This window comes from Albidovulum sediminis (assembly GCF_025380365.1).
GTDB classification, from domain to species: Bacteria; Pseudomonadota; Alphaproteobacteria; order Rhodobacterales; family Rhodobacteraceae; genus Albidovulum; species Albidovulum sediminis.
Genome location: NZ_JAOCQF010000001.1, coordinates 1,468,360 through 1,487,072, shown reverse-complemented (window position 1 = coordinate 1,487,072; position 18,713 = coordinate 1,468,360). Strand labels below are relative to the sequence as shown.

The 18,713-nt window shown below is 62.4% G+C and carries 15 protein-coding genes; 9 read left to right on the top strand and 6 right to left on the bottom strand.

Features of this window, described 5'->3' with window-relative positions:
- Nucleotides 1–3 precede the first annotated feature (3 nt).
- The 4 genes from N5I32_RS07445 to N5I32_RS07430 form a co-directional block, all read right to left on the bottom strand.
- Complete coding sequence (locus N5I32_RS07445; RefSeq protein ID WP_261494768.1) at nucleotides 4–1,878, bottom strand: UvrD-helicase domain-containing protein; 1,875 nt, start codon at nucleotides 1,876–1,878, stop codon at nucleotides 4–6.
- Between the two features lie 14 nt (nucleotides 1,879–1,892).
- Nucleotides 1,893–2,804, bottom strand: coding sequence for a BrxR family helix-turn-helix transcriptional regulator (locus tag N5I32_RS07440; RefSeq protein ID WP_261495955.1), 912 nt, complete (start codon nucleotides 2,802–2,804; stop codon nucleotides 1,893–1,895).
- A 132-nt stretch (nucleotides 2,805–2,936) separates the two neighbouring features.
- The gene (locus tag N5I32_RS07435; protein ID WP_261494767.1) at nucleotides 2,937–7,646 is read right to left on the bottom strand and encodes a DEAD/DEAH box helicase family protein; all 4,710 of its coding nucleotides are present in this window, start codon (nucleotides 7,644–7,646) and stop codon (nucleotides 2,937–2,939) included.
- Nucleotides 7,647–8,267: 621 nt separating this feature from the next.
- Complete coding sequence (locus N5I32_RS07430) at nucleotides 8,268–8,873, bottom strand: hypothetical protein (RefSeq protein WP_261494766.1); 606 nt, start codon at nucleotides 8,871–8,873, stop codon at nucleotides 8,268–8,270.
- 68 nt (nucleotides 8,874–8,941) lie between these two features.
- On the opposite strand from N5I32_RS07430, the gene N5I32_RS07425 reads away from it, so the two are divergent.
- The gene (locus tag N5I32_RS07425) at nucleotides 8,942–9,646 is read left to right on the top strand and encodes an IS6 family transposase (RefSeq protein WP_261494765.1); all 705 of its coding nucleotides are present in this window, start codon (nucleotides 8,942–8,944) and stop codon (nucleotides 9,644–9,646) included.
- Between the two features lie 37 nt (nucleotides 9,647–9,683).
- Here the strand turns inward: N5I32_RS07425 and N5I32_RS07420 are convergent, their stop codons facing one another.
- On the bottom strand, nucleotides 9,684–9,857 hold the full coding sequence (locus N5I32_RS07420; protein ID WP_261496023.1) for a hypothetical protein: 174 nt from the start codon (nucleotides 9,855–9,857) through the stop codon (nucleotides 9,684–9,686).
- A 167-nt stretch (nucleotides 9,858–10,024) separates the two neighbouring features.
- Here N5I32_RS07420 and N5I32_RS07415 point away from each other — a divergent pair, with 167 nt between their 5' ends.
- Entirely contained in the window at nucleotides 10,025–10,732 is a 708-nt protein-coding gene (locus N5I32_RS07415; RefSeq protein ID WP_261494764.1) for an IS6 family transposase, read from the top strand.
- A 362-nt stretch (nucleotides 10,733–11,094) separates the two neighbouring features.
- Here N5I32_RS07415 and N5I32_RS07410 read toward each other — a convergent pair whose 3' ends face one another.
- Nucleotides 11,095–11,778 (bottom strand): fumarylacetoacetate hydrolase family protein, encoded by a 684-nt coding sequence (locus N5I32_RS07410; RefSeq protein WP_261494763.1) that lies wholly within the window; start codon nucleotides 11,776–11,778, stop codon nucleotides 11,095–11,097.
- 177 nt (nucleotides 11,779–11,955) lie between these two features.
- Between N5I32_RS07410 and N5I32_RS07405 the strand changes: the two genes are divergently transcribed.
- From N5I32_RS07405 to N5I32_RS07375, 7 genes are all read left to right on the top strand, one after another.
- Entirely contained in the window at nucleotides 11,956–12,645 is a 690-nt protein-coding gene (locus N5I32_RS07405) for a FadR/GntR family transcriptional regulator (protein WP_261494762.1), read from the top strand.
- Between the two features lie 85 nt (nucleotides 12,646–12,730).
- Complete coding sequence (locus N5I32_RS07400; protein ID WP_261494761.1) at nucleotides 12,731–13,693, top strand: ABC transporter substrate-binding protein; 963 nt, start codon at nucleotides 12,731–12,733, stop codon at nucleotides 13,691–13,693.
- Between the two features lie 72 nt (nucleotides 13,694–13,765).
- Nucleotides 13,766–14,530, top strand: a complete 765-nt coding sequence (locus N5I32_RS07395; RefSeq protein ID WP_261494760.1) for an ABC transporter permease — start codon at nucleotides 13,766–13,768, stop codon at nucleotides 14,528–14,530.
- A gap of 19 nt (nucleotides 14,531–14,549) precedes the next feature.
- Nucleotides 14,550–15,308, top strand: a complete 759-nt coding sequence (locus N5I32_RS07390) for an ABC transporter ATP-binding protein (RefSeq protein WP_261494759.1) — start codon at nucleotides 14,550–14,552, stop codon at nucleotides 15,306–15,308.
- Nucleotides 15,309–15,315: 7 nt separating this feature from the next.
- Nucleotides 15,316–16,068, top strand: a complete 753-nt coding sequence (locus tag N5I32_RS07385) for an ABC transporter permease (RefSeq protein ID WP_261494758.1) — start codon at nucleotides 15,316–15,318, stop codon at nucleotides 16,066–16,068.
- 44 nt (nucleotides 16,069–16,112) lie between these two features.
- On the top strand, nucleotides 16,113–17,657 hold the full coding sequence (locus N5I32_RS07380; protein WP_261494757.1) for an acyl--CoA ligase: 1,545 nt from the start codon (nucleotides 16,113–16,115) through the stop codon (nucleotides 17,655–17,657).
- Nucleotides 17,658–17,680: 23 nt separating this feature from the next.
- On the top strand, nucleotides 17,681–18,667 hold the full coding sequence (locus N5I32_RS07375; RefSeq protein WP_261494756.1) for a 2-dehydropantoate 2-reductase: 987 nt from the start codon (nucleotides 17,681–17,683) through the stop codon (nucleotides 18,665–18,667).
- Nucleotides 18,668–18,713: the final 46 nt, after the last annotated feature.

Here is an 18,713-nt window from a genome sequence, read left to right as displayed (position 1 = left end):
CGGCTACCTCCGGCCTGAAAAGAAGAAGGGGGGGAACGCAGCAATTCTCGGCGTCAGGATGAAACCGGAGGAAGCCCATGGTTCATTCAATGTCTCGAGGTCATTGTCGTCCGGACTCAGGACAATTGTTGCACAGCCCTGACCTCTGACGTGATTTACGTAGCCCGGCGGCCTGTGGCTTTTCTTCTGGTTCCTGTTCGACAGTATCTCCCACAGGTCGTACGTGAGGTTGCGCGACAGGGCACCGACGCGAGGGCCCTCGTTGCCAGCTCGGATCCTGTAGCGCCAATCGAGATCGGCATCCGCTTCCAGCTTGTAGGTCGTGACGACATCGGCGACCTTGGTGAGAAATGCCTGTCCTGCCGCGGCGTCGGCTGCGCTGAATTCATTGCGACCGACGAGACCGCGCGCAGTGATGTCGCCATCACGGCCGATCTCAACCATCGTCGATTTGCCGTTTCTGGCCGAACGATGAACCCGTCCTGATGCCAATGTTGATGCTCTGAACGCGTGGCTCTCCCCGACAATCAGGGATGCGCGCGCACGCGTGGCTCCGACAAAGAGCACACGCGTTTCTTCTATTTCGTCCTCGATGCTCTCGAACTCCACGCCGTTCGGCAGCAGCAGAACGACGTTGCTGGCCTCGCGACCCTTGCTGGCATGTATCGTTCCGACGATCGGTCCGTGGAGACCGTATTCGGGGAGCGTCAACTCGACAGGGGGGCGGGTCTGGCCCAGGCGCCTTCTCAGCCTCTGCATATCAACAGAGCCGTCCTTGCGGCCGGCAACGCGCATGAGGTGTTGCCAGGCTTCAGCTGGACCATAATGCGGCGCAGCCTTGTTCTCGATGCGCGCCGCCCAGAGATCCAGAAAGCGTCGTTCGGCAATAAACGGATCAACAAAATCCGCGAAACAGATCGCCAGCCATGCCGGCAGCGTTACCCCATATCCTGACAGGCGCAGCCGATGTGGAAGGGCACAGAATTGCGATGCCATCAGGACTTCAGCACGAGTTCGGAAGAGCAAGAGGTCATCGCTCGTGAAGTCCGCAACTTTCATTTGCGTCCACTTCAGCCCTTGCTGGTCCGCCAGCGCCCGGATTCTCTCCGCTGTCTGGCCGTGCAACCCGTCGCGGTGTTTCTGCTTGTCGAGCACATCACTCCGTAACTCGGAGAAGATCTTGCGAAGCCCGGGGGAGGACGTGCGATAAATCTCCTTAAGGACAAAAGTGGTGAAGCCGAGTGCCTTCACGCCTCGCAAGCGGTCGAGGAGCGGCATGCCAGGCTTTGAGGCTTCCCCCTTGCGACGTCCGATGCTGTCGTCGGAGAAGCCATAGATCGCCTGGGCCTCGTCGGCGAACACCGTGACTCCGCAGTCCGAAGGCAGCCGATTCACCAGAGCCTCGATCAAATCCGCTCGCTGCCCAACAAGGTCCTGTGCCTCGTCAATGACGACGTGCTCGATCTGCGCCAGTTCGTCTGCCACATCCTCATCAGACTTCAACAGCTCGATGACGCGGGTAATGTTCTCTTCGTAGGAACCGGTCAGCCTCGCATTCGGGTCGTGCCCGGAGTGGATGGACCACGCATGGGAGTCGATGGTCGCTATCCGGATGGCAAAGGATGCATCGCCAACGTAGGAATGCAGCCGTGCACGGATTTCCGCCACCGCTGTCCGCGTGAAGCTGATCATCCAGGTATTGCTGGCCTCGATATCCTCTTCGTTAATCAGGTGCGCGAGGCGCGCGCAGGCGACGGCTGTCTTTCCGGTTCCGGGACCCGCTTCAACCGCAAGTCGGGCGTTCGTATCTGCTTCGATCACTTTGCGCTGATCTGCATCCCAGCCTGTATCCAGCGGAGCTTTTCCAGCAATATTCATGGCTACAGAATTCCCTACCGAACAATGTCTTGTGTTGCTGTCGTATTCAGATCTGCGTTCGACGCCGATCGCGCTGAATCCCCAAGTGTCTCACGGTTCAAGAGCACGATCTGTTGATCCTGCGGCTTCCTTGCGTCGGGATCAGTATCGAGCCCGAGACGCCTGAGCGCGTAGTACAACAGCGCACGTCGGACCTTGATTTTCGCCTTGCCGCCGCGCATCCCGTAGTCAAGCGCGATGACCTTTGCCTGAGTTTCCGACAGGGCGGGGTGGGGCCCGATCTCCAGGGTAACTTCGGTATTCCAGTCGCCGTCGTGCCCTGAAGGCACTTCGCTCATCCGCGACCCGCGAATCTCCAGTATTCGCGAAAGCAGGAAGTCCTTGAACGCTTTGTCGGTCAGGCAGAACGCGCGCGTGTGCCAGCGAAACCCGTCGAACGCGATGGCGTGCGGCGCGATCCACCTCCAGCGCGGGTCCGGGCTGGACAGGGGCTGGTACTTCACCTCGATAGCCTCGGAGCGACGGATGGCGCCGACCACGGAGCGGAGCGTCACCGGATTGACGCCGCGCACCGGGGTCGGGGCCGAGGCGTAGGGCGGGAGATCGGCGATCCACGCGTCCTCGCGGTCGAGGATCCCGTCCGCTACCGACCGAAGCTGGGCGAGGTAGCGGCTTGCGTCGGGTTCGAGGAACCGGGGCTTGAACGCGGGGCCACGGACGTAGGTCCGTGCGCTCTTGTCGTAGACCATGTTGTCGGGTGCGAAGCTGTTGTAGCGGTTCAGGTCGGTGGACGCCTGGTTCACCGAGACCCCGAACTGCTCCATCAGGTCGCTTCGGTTCACATGTCCCTCCCAGAAGAGGCGGAACTCTATGAACTCGAGGCGTTGCTCGACTCCCCAGCGAAGTTCAGACCTCTCGTTGTCCACCGCGGCCTCCCAGCCCGCCTGATGCGCATGGAAACTATGCGCGCCTATTTTCTGGGCCTCCATCAGGCTAGCCGGGAGATCATCACCTGGCAATGCAAATGCTTAATACAGCTACATTTCCATCCTGACGCGTCAGGCATCGAAGAAGCGTCGGCAGAAGTGGTATGCAAGGCGATCCCGGAAATTGATGATGTTGTCTTCCACCGTCATGATTTCACAGTGAGCGGTACCGCCGTTGGCTGGACCCCGAAGACCGCGGCCAACCATCTGCATGTAGAGTACGGGGCTGAAGACCGGTCTTGAGATCAGGACCATGTCGGCCCTTGGAGCATCGAAGCCTGTTGTCAGGACACTGTGATTGCAGATTACCCGTAGATCGCCGGCACGGAACCGTCGTGTGAAATGCTGCCTCGCAAGCCGGTCCGTCTGACCGCTGACTGCGGCGGCAGGGCAATCTGCAAGGTGTAGTCTCGCCGCAAGGTACTGCGCGTGTGCGACAGAGTTGGCGAACAGGAGGATGGACTCCGCCTTGCTGTTCACGATGGCATCGATGATCAGATCATTCCGGTCGGAATCCTCGCCCATGCGATCCACAACGCTGTCAGGCAGCTCCCCAAACGTATCGACGTGCTGCTGTTCGCGTTCTGTCAGGGTGATCGGCCTGTCGTAGCGAAGGGGGCGATAGCTCCGGTCGGCAAGCACGCCCATCCTGGAGAGCTTGTCGTGAAGGCCAGCCTGGTCGGCCGGAAACCAGCGACGGTCAAAACGCGCCGCAAGCCGCTCGGACTCGTCCTCATCGTATCCGCGCCAAGGTGTTGCGCTGAGGCCGAGAACGGGCGCTTCACGCTCCCGTGCTCGCTCGCTGCCGACCTGAACATCGAGCCATCGCAACAGGTCGGTGTAGCTCGAGGTTATCGCGTGATGGCACTCATCTATGACGATGATCCCGGTCTGAGCGACCCATGCGAGTTCCGGGCGACCGCTGCGGCTGTTCAGGGTCTGGATGCTTGCGATCACTACGGTTGGCTCGTCACCCTCCGGCGGTGACGGGTTTCGCTGACCACCCCATAGCCGCACGATACGAAGATCTTCGCCGGGCTCTCCCACATTGACCCATAGCTGGCGAAAGCACTGGACCGCCTGCTCGCACAGTTCATCGGTCTGGGCTATCCAGAGTGCGGTTCGGCGCCCATCTCCCTTCAAGACGAGCCGCACGACGGCCTCGGCAGCGACACGCGTCTTACCGCCGCCTGTAGGCAGGCTGACCACAGCTCGGCGGCGGCCAGTGCCTGAGTCGAGAAGCGAGCCAATGCTCGTCAGGATATCTTCCTGGTAATCGTGAAGCGCTGGCAGGTGGATCGGCCCGCTTACGGAGATTTCTGCATCTCTCCGGCCGCCGACCGAAGAAGCAAACTCGATCGGAAAGCCAAGCTCTTGCACAAACAGGCGCGACTGTTCTCCACCCCATCGATTGGGAGGCGCAAGCCCTTGAAGCTCGAGCGCGTCCCTGAGCCTGCTGAGCAGCGTCGGTCCGTGAACCGCGAGTGCCAGCCGGGCAAGACTCTCCGGATCGACATCGTTCCCAACTGCTTGACGGGTAGCAGGAGTGAGGGTCCCAAGCAGGGTCTCGAGGTCACCTCCGATCGCCTTCAGCAATCTGAGCTCAAGCGATTTCTCGTCGCGAACTGCCTTGCGCGCCTCGTCTGACCGGCGATCCATTATCCTTGATAGGGTTTCTTGAATGTCTGCCCCGTCGTGGATGATACCGTGGCGCGCAAGGCAGCGAAGCAGCAGCTCGATACATTCCCTCCGGCCGCGACTACCAAACTGCTCACGATCGATGAGAAATGCGCCGTCGGCGTCCATCCCGACCGTCACTGATCGACTGAAGGGTCCGACGTTTTCTTCAAGGCCGCTGACCCATACGGCCAGTACCGTACTGAGGACATCAGCGCCTTCCTGTGCTGCCGCCAACTCTGGGAAAAGGTCGAGAAGGTAGGACGGAGCCGACAGACGCTTCTCGAAGGATATCGATGGCTCGGTGCCAAGCCAGATTGCGCCGGCTGCCACCCATGCCGATGCAATCTCCTGGGACAGCAAGACAATCCTTCCATCGTCGAGATCGTGCCCGACGCTCGGATCGGAGGTCACATAGATTTCCGACAGTGGGATCGCGCCATCGGCGCTGGGCAAAGTGGCCGGAATGGCGCCTTCAGCATGCGCCATCTCCCACACTGGCCGCAGTGACCTGAAATCACTCCTTCTTTTCGAAAGTGACGTGAAGACCTCCTCCCAAAAGCGCGTGATCCACTCATGCGCAAGTTTGGCCTTGGGCCAAGCCAAGCGTGGCCCCAAGTCCGTCTTGACGTCCCTGGCACGGAGAAACCCTTCTACAGCTTTGAACCCCTCGACTTCCGCGTCGCCCAAGGTCTCAGCAAGTTCGAGAGGGATGCACTTCAACGGCGCTACGAGGTTGCCGACGCGTATCCATCCGTGCTCCGTCAGCCAAAAGTAAATCGGATGTGGAGCCGAAAGCGCGGGATAGACATGTGATTGCGTACTGTGAACAATTTCAACAGGATCAACAACCTTGATCTCGCCAGATGTTGAACCGAGCATCTGCGTTGTGAGTCGAGCCGCCGGTGCTGCTGCAAGGTGCTTTAGCAAACGCCAGCCACCAGGCATTCGAACTTCTTCGCTACCGAAGATCAGCGCCCAACTCTGCGGCTTCCGATTCATTCGTTCTCTGAGTATCTCGGCAGCATCATGCTTCAGGTGAGACAGGTAACCTTCGATCTCCAGCTCGCGACGATCCACGTGTTCAACCGCTGAGGGAAACTCAGAAAGCCAGTCCGAAGGTACGTAAGGTGCAATGCGTCGCCGAAAACCGAGATCCAGCATATTGTCATCTGGAATCCCAACCTGCTGATCCGGCACGACCAGTAGTCCCCGGCGCTGCCATTTGCCCGAAGCCGCAAACAGCCTGACCTTACCAACACTGAGCTTCGCAACGAAACTGTTCTTGGCTTCGTCGGGTGCTGAGAGGAAATTCTGCCAGAAATTCTCCCAATCCGACGGGTCATCCTCAGTGTTCGCCCTTTCCAGCGAAGCCTTGAGTTGCTCGTGCCAAGAGTCGGAACCGAACTGCCTCACCTTCATCTGTTCGATCAGAACCGCTCTGCAGTTCGGGTCGGAGACGATTTCAGACGTAACGGCCAGGAAACCAGATGGCGCTGCCACCCCCTCAACAATCACGGCTTCCGAAGGAGTGGCCAGGCCTCCATCGGCCGTGGGTATCAGGCGTGCTTCAGGGACACTGTACAGTCCGTGTTTGAACTTTTCCTGCAGGAGGTTGCCGACAAAAGCCAAGGTCTGTCTCGCCAATGCGATATCTGTGTTCGCAATGCATTCAAGCCACTTGTCGGCGGGCGACTTAGCAAGGACTTGCATCTCCCGGCGTCTTGCTTCCGCGACGAGAGCATTCAACCGCGATACCCGTGCCTCGGAAACGTAGCAGTCCGGATGCAGGTAACGTTCGCGCGCATCCGTGCCTGCGAGGTCGGCCCATGATCTGCAGATTTCCGTGTTCTCGACAAAATGCCGCAGAAGCTGGCTTGGAATGCGAGGAATACCATTCACGTCAGGCAAGACTTCCGACGAAATGATCTTGTCCCAGAGAGACCGGACAAGGGGCACGGCGATTTCGTCCTGCCGTTCCGGTTGGCGCGGAAACGCACTTACTGCGGCCCCGCAGTCCTCGGGTGTCGACAGCGCAGTGAGAGAGCCGCTGATCAGATCAGCTGCTGCCTGCATTATCGCTTCGTTCCATGGTCCCCTGATCAGGTTGGTCCTGTCACTGTTGAGCTTCCAAGGAGCATTGAGAATGCCCGAAGTGCGGCTCTGCGTTTCGGTCGGGAAAAACGCCCAGAAGCGACCAGCCTGTTCACGACCACCGACCGGCACTGCCCAAGACAGTGGTACCTGTTCCCTTGCCTGGATGTGAGTTGCGTCGGAGCGCGCGGCCTGGCTGTCGACCTTGACCGAAGCCTCGAAGACCTTCCATCGGGCCTCGTTGGTTCCGTCACCCACAACGGCGAATCCGTCTTCAAACCGCTTGGTCAAGAGACGGGGTGCAGCCCCTTCAACTTCAAGCTCGAGGGAGATAGCCGAGGGCAAGAACAACAGGAACTCTGCCGGAAAATCGGCAATCTCCTGGCTCAGTCGATCGAATGCGGCGTCATCCGATATCTCCGCCGAGACGACCGTGGTCGCCCAGCTCCACCTGCTTGTACTGAAGAGTGGACTGCTTTCGGCAGCAGGGTCCAGTACCTCGGCAAGTCGCATGCCAGGGGCGGGTGCATTCTTGGCAAGACCAAGATGTCCACGAATGCGATCACGGCAGGCTTCGGGGTCGAAGCGCAGTCCTACAGATCTGGATGTCAGGTCAACGCGACCGCCCAGCTTGAGCAGCGACTTGAACCCGATCCCAAATCTGCCGATCTGATTGCCGCGCTTGGGTGAGCTGCGCGCATTAAGAAGCGCCACAATCCCCGGTTCGTCCAGGGCAGCCCCGGTGTTGGCTGCCTCAAGCCGATGAGGGGAGAGAAAGACATGAATTCGTCCTTGCGGCTCCGCGGCCTCGAGGATCGCGTCGGCTGCGTTCTGCACCAGTTCGTACAACTGACGGTACGCGTACCCGCCAGACAGAACTTCGTTCTCGGTCTCGAAATGCTCGGCCGCGTCTCGCGGCTGCGCCTCGTAGGCCCTGAGGCGCTTCTGGCATTCGTCGTGAACGAACGCGGCGAGCTGCTTCAGTTCGGTTTCGTGGTTGCGAACATCCATGCACGCCTCAAATAATCAAATGGAAACATCCGCGTTGACTGTTCCAGAACGCCCTCTCCATGACGAACAGACTAGCCGCGAGCTTGGGCGATCGACAACAGCTTATGAGAGCATCGCGGCTCTTGTCGTTCAGCGTTGTGGGCGTAGCAAATTATGCCAGCCGCTGAGTGAAGCTCGGCAGCGGACTGAGGTGTTTCATAGAAAATCAATGGCTTATGGTGGAGAAGGTTGGATGTTAGGCCCACCCTCTCCGCCACCCACCTAATATATTGATATTGATGGGAAAAACACCGGATTTACGGTCGATTTTTCCGTGCCTTGCGCCTCCTCCGCCCGAGCGGAGACGCGGCAGAGAGAGGTTTCCGCCGGCGCTGCCGCGATGGGTCTCAGTGGGGCGCATCCGCCGGTTCGGTTTTGGCTGAGATTTCCCTGCACGCAGGGAATTTGCAGGGAAATTTCCTGATTCTGCCTCGATCGGGTGCTTGGGGCTCGAATTTAATCATCTGAATCAGCTACTTGACGGGATTTCCCTGTCGCCCCAGGCAGGGAACCTGCAGGGAATTCTGATGTCGCATGAGCCGGGACGCGGCGGCGGGACAGAGCCCTGGCCCGACCCGCGGCTCAGAGCCTGTAAAGCCGTTCCTGGTCCTGCCAGTCGAGGGGGATCGGGCGCCGGAGGATCCGGTGCAGGGTCAGCGCGGGCGGCAAGGTGCCATCGCGGATGGCGCGCTGCAGCTTCGGGGAGAGAAAGGCGAGGGGCGCGCGGGTCCGGATGAAGGCGTCGTGATGTCCGGCCCTGCCTGCGATTGTGGCGAGCGGGGTTCCCTTGCGCAGATCAGCGATCCATCGATGCGCCTCGAAGAGCGTGCGGTGCAGCACCGGATCGGGGTCGGGTGCGGCCTTTCCCGAAACCAGCTTTGCCTCGATACCGCGACGCCGGAGAAGCACCGGTGCCGAGAGGTTGATGAGATCGGGCGACAGGTCTGCGGCGGGGAGGTGGAGCGCGTCTGACAGGGCGTGGGGATCGAGCGTGAGCTGGATCTCCCGCGGTGCGATGGTGCCGCGGACAAGGATGCGGCGCAGCAGGTCAGGTTCGCGGGTCCGGATCGCTCGCACGAGGTCACGCGCCGCATCGAGATGGCCCGGGTCCGCCCGGAGATCGGGCGTGGCCAGCAGCCGATGGCCTGTCGTCGCCGCTGCGATGTGATCGGCGACGGCATTGGCCACGAGCACGTCGGGTGTTGTCAGAAGAACCCGGCTTGAGCCGTTGCCGACCGGTCTCGTAACCTTCCCTCATGAGAAAGCGCGACCCATTCAAGTACTTCAAGACTAGTCCCGAGATCATCCGATTGGCGGTGATGCTGTACGTCCGGTTCCCGCTCTCGCTGCGCAACGTTGAGGACCTGCTGCATGAGCGCGGCATCGACATCAGCCACGAGACAGTCCGGTATTGGTGGCATCGCTTCGGCCCGATGTTTGCCGCCGAGATCCGGAAACGCCGGATCGAGGGCATGAAGTCCAGCCACTGGCGTTGGCACCTGGACGAGATGTTCGTGAAGATTAACGGCGAGCGGCATTACCTCTGGCGCGCCGTCGACCACGAGGGCGAGGTACTCGAGAGCTTCGTGACAAAGGCGCGGGACAAGAAGGCTGCCTTGAAATGCCTCAAGAAAGCAATGCGGAAGCACGGACCGGCCGAGGTCATTGTGACGGACAAACTCCGCTCTTACGGCGCTGCTCTGAAAGAGCTAGGTGCAGACGCCCGGCAGGAGACGGGCCGCTGGGTGAACAACCGGGCGGAAAACTCACACCTGCCATTCCGACGTCGGGAGCGGGCGATGCTCCGCTTCCGACGGATGCGAAGTTTGCAGAAGTTCGCCGCCATCCACGCCTCTGTCTCGAACCACTTCAATCAGGAACGCAGCCTCTCGAGCCGACCCCTCTTCAAGGCCAACCGCGCCGCCGCTCTTGCTGAGTGGCGCGGTCTCTGCGCGCCATAAAGGACAGCGACACTGCCCTTGCTGAGACGAGTTCGAATTAGTCTGCCAGCGCCAGTATCAGTATAACGTTAGGTGCGCCTTTCGGCGGACGCAGCATTTCGATTGGTGGGTAATTGGTGTCGGGATCCTTGGCATCATAAGTGATAAGCCCTTGTCGACGCGTCTTACGCGGGGGAAGATGCGTCCGCACGATCTTGTCTTCTTCGCTCATGTAAAATACCCTCCATTAGCTCGGTACCAAGACTCTCAAGGAATCGGCACTTCGAGATGTGCTACTGGTACAGCGGTGCTCCACTGCGGATAATGACATAGATCAAGCAGGCACTGTCAGAGGGACCTGGCTTGCCGTGCGGCACGGCGTCGACCTAGCCTTTCGGCATGACCAAGCATGGCCCCTTCAAGTATTTCAAGACCTCGCCGGAGATCATCCGCCTGGCGGTGATGCTCTACGTCCGGTTCCCGCTGTTGCTTCGGAACGTCGAGGACCTGTTTCACGAGCGCGGGATCGAGATCAGCCACGAGTCGGTGCGGTTCTGGTGGCAGCGTTTTGGCCCGATGTTCGCCGCCGAGATACGCGAGAAACGGGCGGAGCGGCTGCGTTCCGAGCCGCAGTGGCAATGGCACCTCGACGAGATGTTCGTGAAGATCAACGGTGAGCGACACTACTTGTGGCGGGCCATTGACCAGGAAGGCGAGGTGCTGGAAAGCTTCGTGACGAAAAAGCGGGACAAGAAGGCTGCATTGAAATTCCTCAAGAAAACAATGAAGCGCTACGATCGGCCGCACATCTTGGTAACGGATACGCTTCGATCGTATGGTGCCGCGCTACGGGAGGTCGGCGCGGCGGACCGGCAGGAAACGGGCCGCTGGCTCAACAACCGGGCGGAAAATTCGCACCTGCCCCTCCGACGACGAGAACGGGCTATGCAGCGGTTTCGCCGGATGCGAAGTCAGCAGATGTTCGCTGCCGTCCACGCCTCGGTCTTCAACCATTTTAACGCGGAGCGTAGCTTCTACTCGAGGGCAAATTTCAAGAAGAACCGCGCCGCCGCTCTCGCCGAGTGGCGTCAACTCGGCGCGGCGTAAGGGGCAAGCTCACTGTCCATTCGGAGACTGGTTCGAATCCGTCTGACAGCTCCGCCACTTGCCCTCGCAAAAGCGTTCTCCCGATCCGGCTGCGGCCGGATTTTTGCTTTGTTTTCTGGGAGATGGCCGCCCCCTCGCCCAGGCTTTCGGCCCTGGCATCTGGCGGATCGGGTCGAGGATGAAACGATCCGGCTCTGAAGTCCTGATTTTGCGGATGTATTCGGAGGGCGTGAGGCCACCGCGTTTCCTCACCTGCAGCTTTTCCTCGCGGTAGAGCCTGCGCAGCGTCTAATGGGTCACCTGCCCGCGCGACGAAAGCGGCAGTCAGCGGTTCAGCGCCGCCGCTTTCGCCCGGAGGCCCATCAGACGACCTTGACGACCAGCGTGCCAAGGCCTTCGATGCGCGCCTCCATCGTGTCGCCGCGCACGACGGAGTTCACGCCCGAGGGCGTGCCCGACATGATCACGTCGCCGGCCTGGAGTTCGAAATACTCCGAGAGGTAGGAGATCATCTCCGGCACCTTCCAGATCATCTGGTTCAGGTCGCCCTCCTGGCGCAGTTCGCCGTTCACCTTCAACTCGATCCGTCCCCGGTCGGGGTGGCCCACCGTGGACACCGGATGCAGCGGACCCACGGGGCCGGAGCGTTCGAAGGCCTTGCCGATTTCCCAGGGGCGGCCGAGCTTCTTGGCCTCGCCCTGCAGGTCCCGGCGCGTCATGTCGAGCGACACGGCATAGCCCCAGACGTGGCTCAGCGCGTCGGCAATGGCGATGTTCGTTCCGCCTGATTTCAGCGCGATGACCATCTCCACCTCGTGGTGCACGTCGTTGCTGTGGGGCGGATACGGGAACTCGCCTGTCGAATCCATGTTGTTGGGATTCTTCTGGAAGAAGAACGGCGGCTCGCGGTCGGGATCATGGCCCATTTCGACCGCGTGGGCGGCGTAGTTTCGGCCGATGCAATAGACGCGTCGGACGGGAAAGGACCCGCCGCCGCTGACGGGGATCGAAGGGACCTGCGGGGCAGGGATCACATAGTCGGCCATGTTCTACCTCTTGCGGGACGGATCTTGCAGGGACGCTAGCCCAGTACCGGCATGAAATCAATTGGGATGGTTCTGGATTTCTTGCGTTTAGGCTAACCAATTTAAGATTGATTTTCAACTTTACGCGGCGTAGCCTTCGATCTGAAGCATAATTGGTTGACCAATCGAGAGCGAATGATGCGCGACCAGACGTCCGAAGTGCTCGATCCCGTGACCCGGCTCCGAGGGTTCATCAAGGACGGCGGTTACGCCGGCGGCGGGAGGTTGCCGCCCGAGCGCCACCTTTCCGATCAGCTTGGCCTTTCGCGCGCGACCTTGCGGAAGGCGCTGGATGCGCTGGAGCGTGACGGGGTGATCTGGCGCCATGTCGGCAAGGGCACGTTCGTGGCCGACGGGACACCTCCGGAGCCCGAGCAGCCGGGGCAGATGGAGGGCATCGTCCGGCAACTGACGCCGTTCCGCATGATGCGCGCACGCCTCGCGATCGAGCCCGCCATCGCCCGCGAGGCCGCGGTCAACGCGTCGGGAGAGGCGTTGCTGAGGATGCGGCGCGCGATCGATCGTGCCAAGGCCGCGACGACGTGGAAGGAATACGAAAGCCAGGACGACCGGTTCCATCGGTCGATCGCCGAAGCCAGTGACAACCTCCTGCTTCTGGCGCTGTTCGACCAGCTCAATGAGGTCCGCAGGGCCGTGGCGTGGGGCAGCGTGACGCGGGAAACCGAACGTCCTTCGCCCGATCATACCAGTTTCGGCGAACACGATGCCATCGCGGAGGCGATCGCCAATCGGGACCCCGGGGCCGCCTATGAAGCCATGCGCAGGCATCTGGGCTCGGTCGCGCGGCGACTGTTCGGAGAGGGGTAGAGCAGGACGAACGCCCGGGCCAGAAGCAAGAGCAGGCCGTTCCGGGCAAAGCCGGTAGTGAACTGAATTCTCAGGGAGGAGAATCATGAACGCCTTCATCGCAAGACTTGCAGGGGTTGCCCTTGCAACCAGCATGGTCGTGTCGGCCGCCCAGGCCGATACGATCCGCATCGCCCTGGCCGAGCCGCCCTCGGATGAGATGGCGGCCTTCTTCGTCGCGCTGGACCGTGCGAAGGCCAACGGGCTCGACTACGAGTGGACGGCCTTCGCCGAGGAAGAGCTTGCCATCCAGGCGGTTCTCAGCGGCGACATGGATATCGCCTTCGGCACCCCCTACGCGGCGATGCAGCGGTCCAAGGCGCCCGTCCGGATCATCTTCCAGCTGTCGCGGCTCGTGTTCTTTCCCGTGACGACCAAGGAGTTCAACACCCTGAAGGACCTGGACGGCCAGCCGATCATGCTGCATTCGCGCGGCGGCGGCACCGATTCCATCGCCAACGTGATCGAGACGAAGGAAGGCATCAAGTTCGGCGAACGGTCCTACGTGCCGGGTTCGGGCAACCGTGTCGCCGCCATGCTGGCCGGTCAGGCCAATGCCACGATCCTCGACCTGTCGAACCGCAACAAGATCATTGCCGAAGCGGGCGACCGGTTCAATTCGCTGCCGATGTTCGAAGTCAAGGCCAGCGACGAGGCCCTCTTTGCCAACCTCGACTGGATCAAGGAGAACGAGGAGGCGGTGAACATCTTTGTCGACGCGCTGCACAGCGTCTGGACCGACATGGCCAAGGATCCCACGATCATCCGCCGCGAAACCAACCCGGATGGCCCGATCGGCCAGCTTCCGGCCGAGGTTCTGGACGGCCTGGACGCCTTCTACACCGAAGCGGTTGCCGGCGGTCTCTACGACCCGAACGGAGGCGGGCGCGAGGCGGCGAAGGCCGACATGGAATGGTATGTCGAGGCCGGCCAGTTGGAGGGCGACCCGGCAACGCTGAACCTGGAGGACTTCTGGTACTTCGCCCCGCTTGACGCGGCGATGAAGTAACGCCGCACCATCCGGCCGTCGGCAGCATGACTGCCGGCGGTCTCTTCTCCTCGATCCAAGGCGGACCGCGACGTGACCAGACACCGTCCCCTGATGCTCAAGCTGTTGTCGGCCCTGATCGTTTTCGGAGCCTGGGAAATCGCGGGCCGCGTCCCCGTCAGCTATGCCTTCCCGACCTTCATCGACTCGATGGCGGCGCTGGCGCGGATGACCCTCGACGGGTCGATCTTCGTGGCCTACGCCGAAACGCTCCAGCCCCTGGTGGTGGGCGTCCTGTTCTCGGCCGTGTTCGGCATCGGGCTGGGCCTCTGGATCGGATTGAGCAGGGGCTTCGAGTGGATGTTCTCGCCGATCTTCATCGTCATGCAGGCCGCGCCCCTGGCCGCGCTGATCCCCATTCTCGTCATGGTCTACGGCATCGGCCTGACGTCGAAGGTCTTCGTGGTCTGCATCATGGCGATGCCGGTGATCGTGCTGAACACCGCCTCCGCGGTACGCAATACCCCGGCCTCCCTGAAGGAGATGGCGACCTCGTTCCTGGCCCGTGATCGGGATGTCCTTCTGAAGATCATCCTGCCCGCCGCCTCGCCGGTCATATTCTCGGGCCTTCGCCTGGGCGTTTCGGCCGGCTTCATCGGGGCCATCCTGTCCGAACTCAAGATCACGCCGACCGGGGTCGGCGACATCATCACCTACAGCCGCTCCATCGCCGACTACCCCAGCATGTACGCGGCCATCTTCTCGATCATCCTGCTGGCAGTGATCTTCCTGAACCTGCTCGAGAAGCTTGAAAACGTCCTCTTTGAAGGGAACAACCGTGGATATGCAACCGATTGAGCCAGAAACACGGCAGGCCGTGACCGATAGCGCCGTTTCCGTCCGGAACGTTTCGAAGGTCTACGGCGACGTTCAGGCGCTGAAGGATCTGTCCCTGGAATTTCCCCGCGGGGAACTGACGTCGCTGCTCGGCCCGTCCGGCTGCGGCAAGACCACCCTTCTGAAGATCATCGCGGGCCTTCTGAAACCGACCTCCGGAGAGATCGAGGTGAACGGCGAACGGGTCACCGGGCCCGGTCCCGACCGTTCCTTCGTGTTTCAGGACTTCGCGCTGCTGCCCTGGGCGAGCGTGCTGCGCAACGTGGCCTTCGGGCTTGAGCTTCGCGGCGTGGCAAAGTCGGAGCGCGAGGCGATCGCCGAGAAGTACATCCGCGAGGTTGGCCTGGCCGGGTTCGAGAAGAAGTTCCCGCACCAGCTATCAGGGGGTATGCGGCAGCGCGTCGGCCTCGCCCGGGCGCTGTCGGTGAACGCGCAGGTGCTGTTGCTGGACGAACCCTTCTCGGCGGTGGACGAACAGACCCGCCGCAAGTTCCAGGAAGACCTGCTGGAGCTGGTGAAGAACGAGAAGAAGACCTTCATCTTCGTCACCCATTCGATCGAGGAAGCGGTCTATGTCTCGGACCAGATCGCCATCCTGCTGCCGCGTCCCAGCCGGGTGTCTGAAATCATCCGTCCGTCCAGCTTCCGCGACAAGAGCGTCGACAACATCCGCCGCGATCCCGAATACCTCGACATCGTCGACCGTATCTGGGCCTCGCTGCGCAGCTACGTCGAGTGAGGCCGGCATGAGCCTTTATGGATACAAGCTGCCGGCGCTGTCATCGCTGATCCTCTGGGCGCTGCTGTGGGAATTCGTCGGTCGGCTGGGCCTGACCTTCTTCATTCCGCCCTTTTCGGAAGTCATGGTCACGCTGGTCGGGCTGATCCCCACGCCCGCGTTCCTGAACGCGCTCTGGGTGACCTCTTACGCCTTTCTCGCCGGCGTTTTCTTCGCCATCGTCCTGGGCATTCCCATCGGCATCCTGATGGGCAAGAACCGGATCGTGGACGAGCTTTTGCTTCCATGGGTCAACATCTTCCTGTCCGCTCCGCTGACGGCCCTGGTTCCGGTGCTCATGGTGCTGTTCGGCTTCGGTACCAAGACCGTGATCATCACGACCGCGCTGTTCGCGATCTGGATCATCATCCTGAACGCCCGTGCAGGTGTTCGCCAGATCAACCGCTCGCTGGTGGAGATGGCACGCAGCTTCGGCGCCTCGCCGATGGACGCCTTCGTGAAGGTCTATTTCTGGGCCGCGCTGCCGGAGATCCTTGGCGGGGTCAGGATCGGCGTGATCCGGGCGGTGAAGGGCGTGATCATCGGCCAGCTCCTGATCTCGATCGTCGGCTTCGGCGCGCTGTTCGAGCTTTATTCGAGCCAGTTCCTGATGGCGGAGTTCTGGGCGGTGCTGATCGTGCTGTTCGGCCTTGCCTTCGCGCTGTCGGAATTCCTTGCCTACCTGGAGCGCAAGGTATCCTACTACGCTGCATCGCGCTAAGTCCGCAGGGCGGACGGGCGACCCCAACGAAAGAGAAGACGGACATGACTGCCACAGTTTCTGCATTGCTTGCGCACAAGGATGCCGGTGCGCTGGCCATCGGCGCGCCGGGGCGTGCCTGGCTCAGCTACGGGGAGCTGCGGGCGCTGGCGGGCCAGGTCGAGGCGGATCTGCGCGGGTTCGGCATCGGGGCGGCCGACCGCGTGGCGATCGTGCTGCCGAACGGGCCGGAGATGGCGGCGGCCTTCGTGACCATCGCGCAGGCCGCGGTGACCGCGCCCCTGAACCCGGCCTATCAGGAACAGGAGTTCCGATTCTATCTGGAGGACCTGCGGGCAAAGGCCATCGTGGTCCCCGCGGGCTACGAAGGGCCGGCCCTTGCGGCGGCGGCGCCCTTGGGCATGACGATCCTGCGGCTGCACGGCGATCCGGATCAGCCCGCCGGCCAGTTCCGCCTGACCGGGACGCCCGCCGCCACGCCCGCCGCCACGCCCGCCCCGCCGGGCCGGCCGGGCCCCGATGCGACCGCGCTGATCCTGCACACCTCCGGCACCACGTCGCGGCCGAAGATCGTGCCGCTGACGCAATCGAACCTGGTCGCCTCGGCGGGCAACATCGGTGCATCGCTGTCGCTTTCTCCAGCGGATCGCTGCCTGAACGTGATGCCGCTGTTCCACATCCACGGCCTGATCGCGGCGGTCACCGCCTCGCTCGCCGCAGGCGGCTCGGTCTGGTGCGCGTCGGGGTTCGATGCACTGAAGTTCTTCGGCTGGATGAAGGAGGCGGAGCCGACCTGGTACACGGCGGTTCCGACGATGCACCAGGCGATCCTGGCGCGCGCGTCGCGCAACCGCGATGTGATCGCGGCGCATCCCCTGCGCTTCCTGCGCTCTTCCTCGGCATCGCTGCCGGCGCAGGTGATGCTGGAGCTGGCAGAGACCTTCCGCGCGCCGGTCATCGAAGCCTATGGCATGACGGAAGCCACGCACCAGATGACCTGCAACCCGCTGCCACCTCGCGCGCAGAAGCCGGGCTCGGTCGGCCTTGCCGCCGGCCCTTTGGTGCGGATCGCGCACGAGGTCGAGAACCGCCTGATCGAGGGCACGGGCGAGGTCGTGATCTCCGGCCCCAACGTCACCCCGGGCTATGAGGGCAACCCCGAGGCCAACGCGAAGAACTTCTTCGAGGCCGAGGGCCGGCGCTGGTTCCGCACCGGGGATCAGGGGGCCCTGGACGACGAGGGCTACCTGCGGCTGACCGGACGGCTGAAGGAAATCATCAACCGTGGCGGCGAAAAGATCAGCCCGCTGGAAGTGGACGGCGTCCTGCTGGATCACCCCGCGGTCCAGCAGGTCGTGGCCTTCGCCTTGCCCCATCCGAAGCTGGGCGAGGAGGTGGCGGCGGCGGTGGTCCTGCGCGAGGGCCAGAGTGCGACCGAACGGGAGATCCGGGATTTCTGCGCCTCTCGCATGGCCGATTTCAAGGTTCCCCGCCGGGTCATCATCCTGGACGAAATCCCCAAGGGCGCGACGGGCAAGCTGCAGCGGATCGGCCTGGCCGAAAAGCTTGGGCTTGGCCAACCGGCCTGAACCGCCGGCATGAGGGGGTTGCTATGAAGATCTGCATCTTCGGGGCGGGCGCCATCGGCGGATACATGGCCGCGAAACTGGCGCAGGCCGGGGGCGACGTGAGCATCGTGGCGCGCGGCCCGCACCTGGCGGCGATCCAGGCGCAGGGCCTCACACTTCTGGAAGAGGGCGCAGGGCCGGTCACCGTCCGGGTGCGTGCCACTGCCGATGCCGCGGACCTCGGTCCGCAGGATTATCTGATCGTGACGCTGAAGGCCCATTCGGTGCCGCCGGTGGTCGCGGCGATGCAACCGCTGATCGGACCCGGGACGACCGTTGTCAGCGGCGTCAATGGTGTGCCCTGGTGGTATTTCCACAAGATCGGCGGGCCGCTCGAAGGCACCCGCCTGCACAGCGTCGATCGCGGAAACCTGCAATGGGACGGCTTCGGCCCCGACCGCGTCCTTGGCTGCGTCGTCTATCCGGCGGCCGAAGTCAGCCAGCCCGGAACCGTCCGGCATATCGAGGGCAACCGGTTTTCCCTGGGCGAACCCGACGGATCAAGATCGGACCGGGCGGTGGCCCTGTCGCAGGCGCTGCAGGCGGCGGGGCTGAAGGCCCCCGTGAGGCCGCGCCTGCGCGACGAGATCTGGGTGAAGCTTTGGGGCAACCTGTCCTTCAACCCGATCTCCGCGCTGACCCATGCCACGCTGGACGTGCTCTGCACCGATCCCGGCACCCGTGACGTGGCGCGGCGCATGATGATCGAGGCGCAGGAGATCGCCGAAAAGCTGGGCGTCACGTTCCCGATCGATGTGGACCGCAGGATCGACGGCGGCGCCGCGGTCGGGGCGCACCGCACCTCGATGCTGCAGGATCTCGAGGCCGGGCGCCCGATGGAGATCGACGCGCTTGTCGGGTCGGTGCAGGAACTGGGCCGCATCACGGGAACGCCCACGCCGACGATCGACACCGTCCTTGCCCTTGTCGCGCTGCGCGGGCGCATGGCGGGGCTTTACCGAACCACATGAGGTCGCCCGATCCCCTTCGTCGGTTTCGGGATCGCCGGGCGCGATA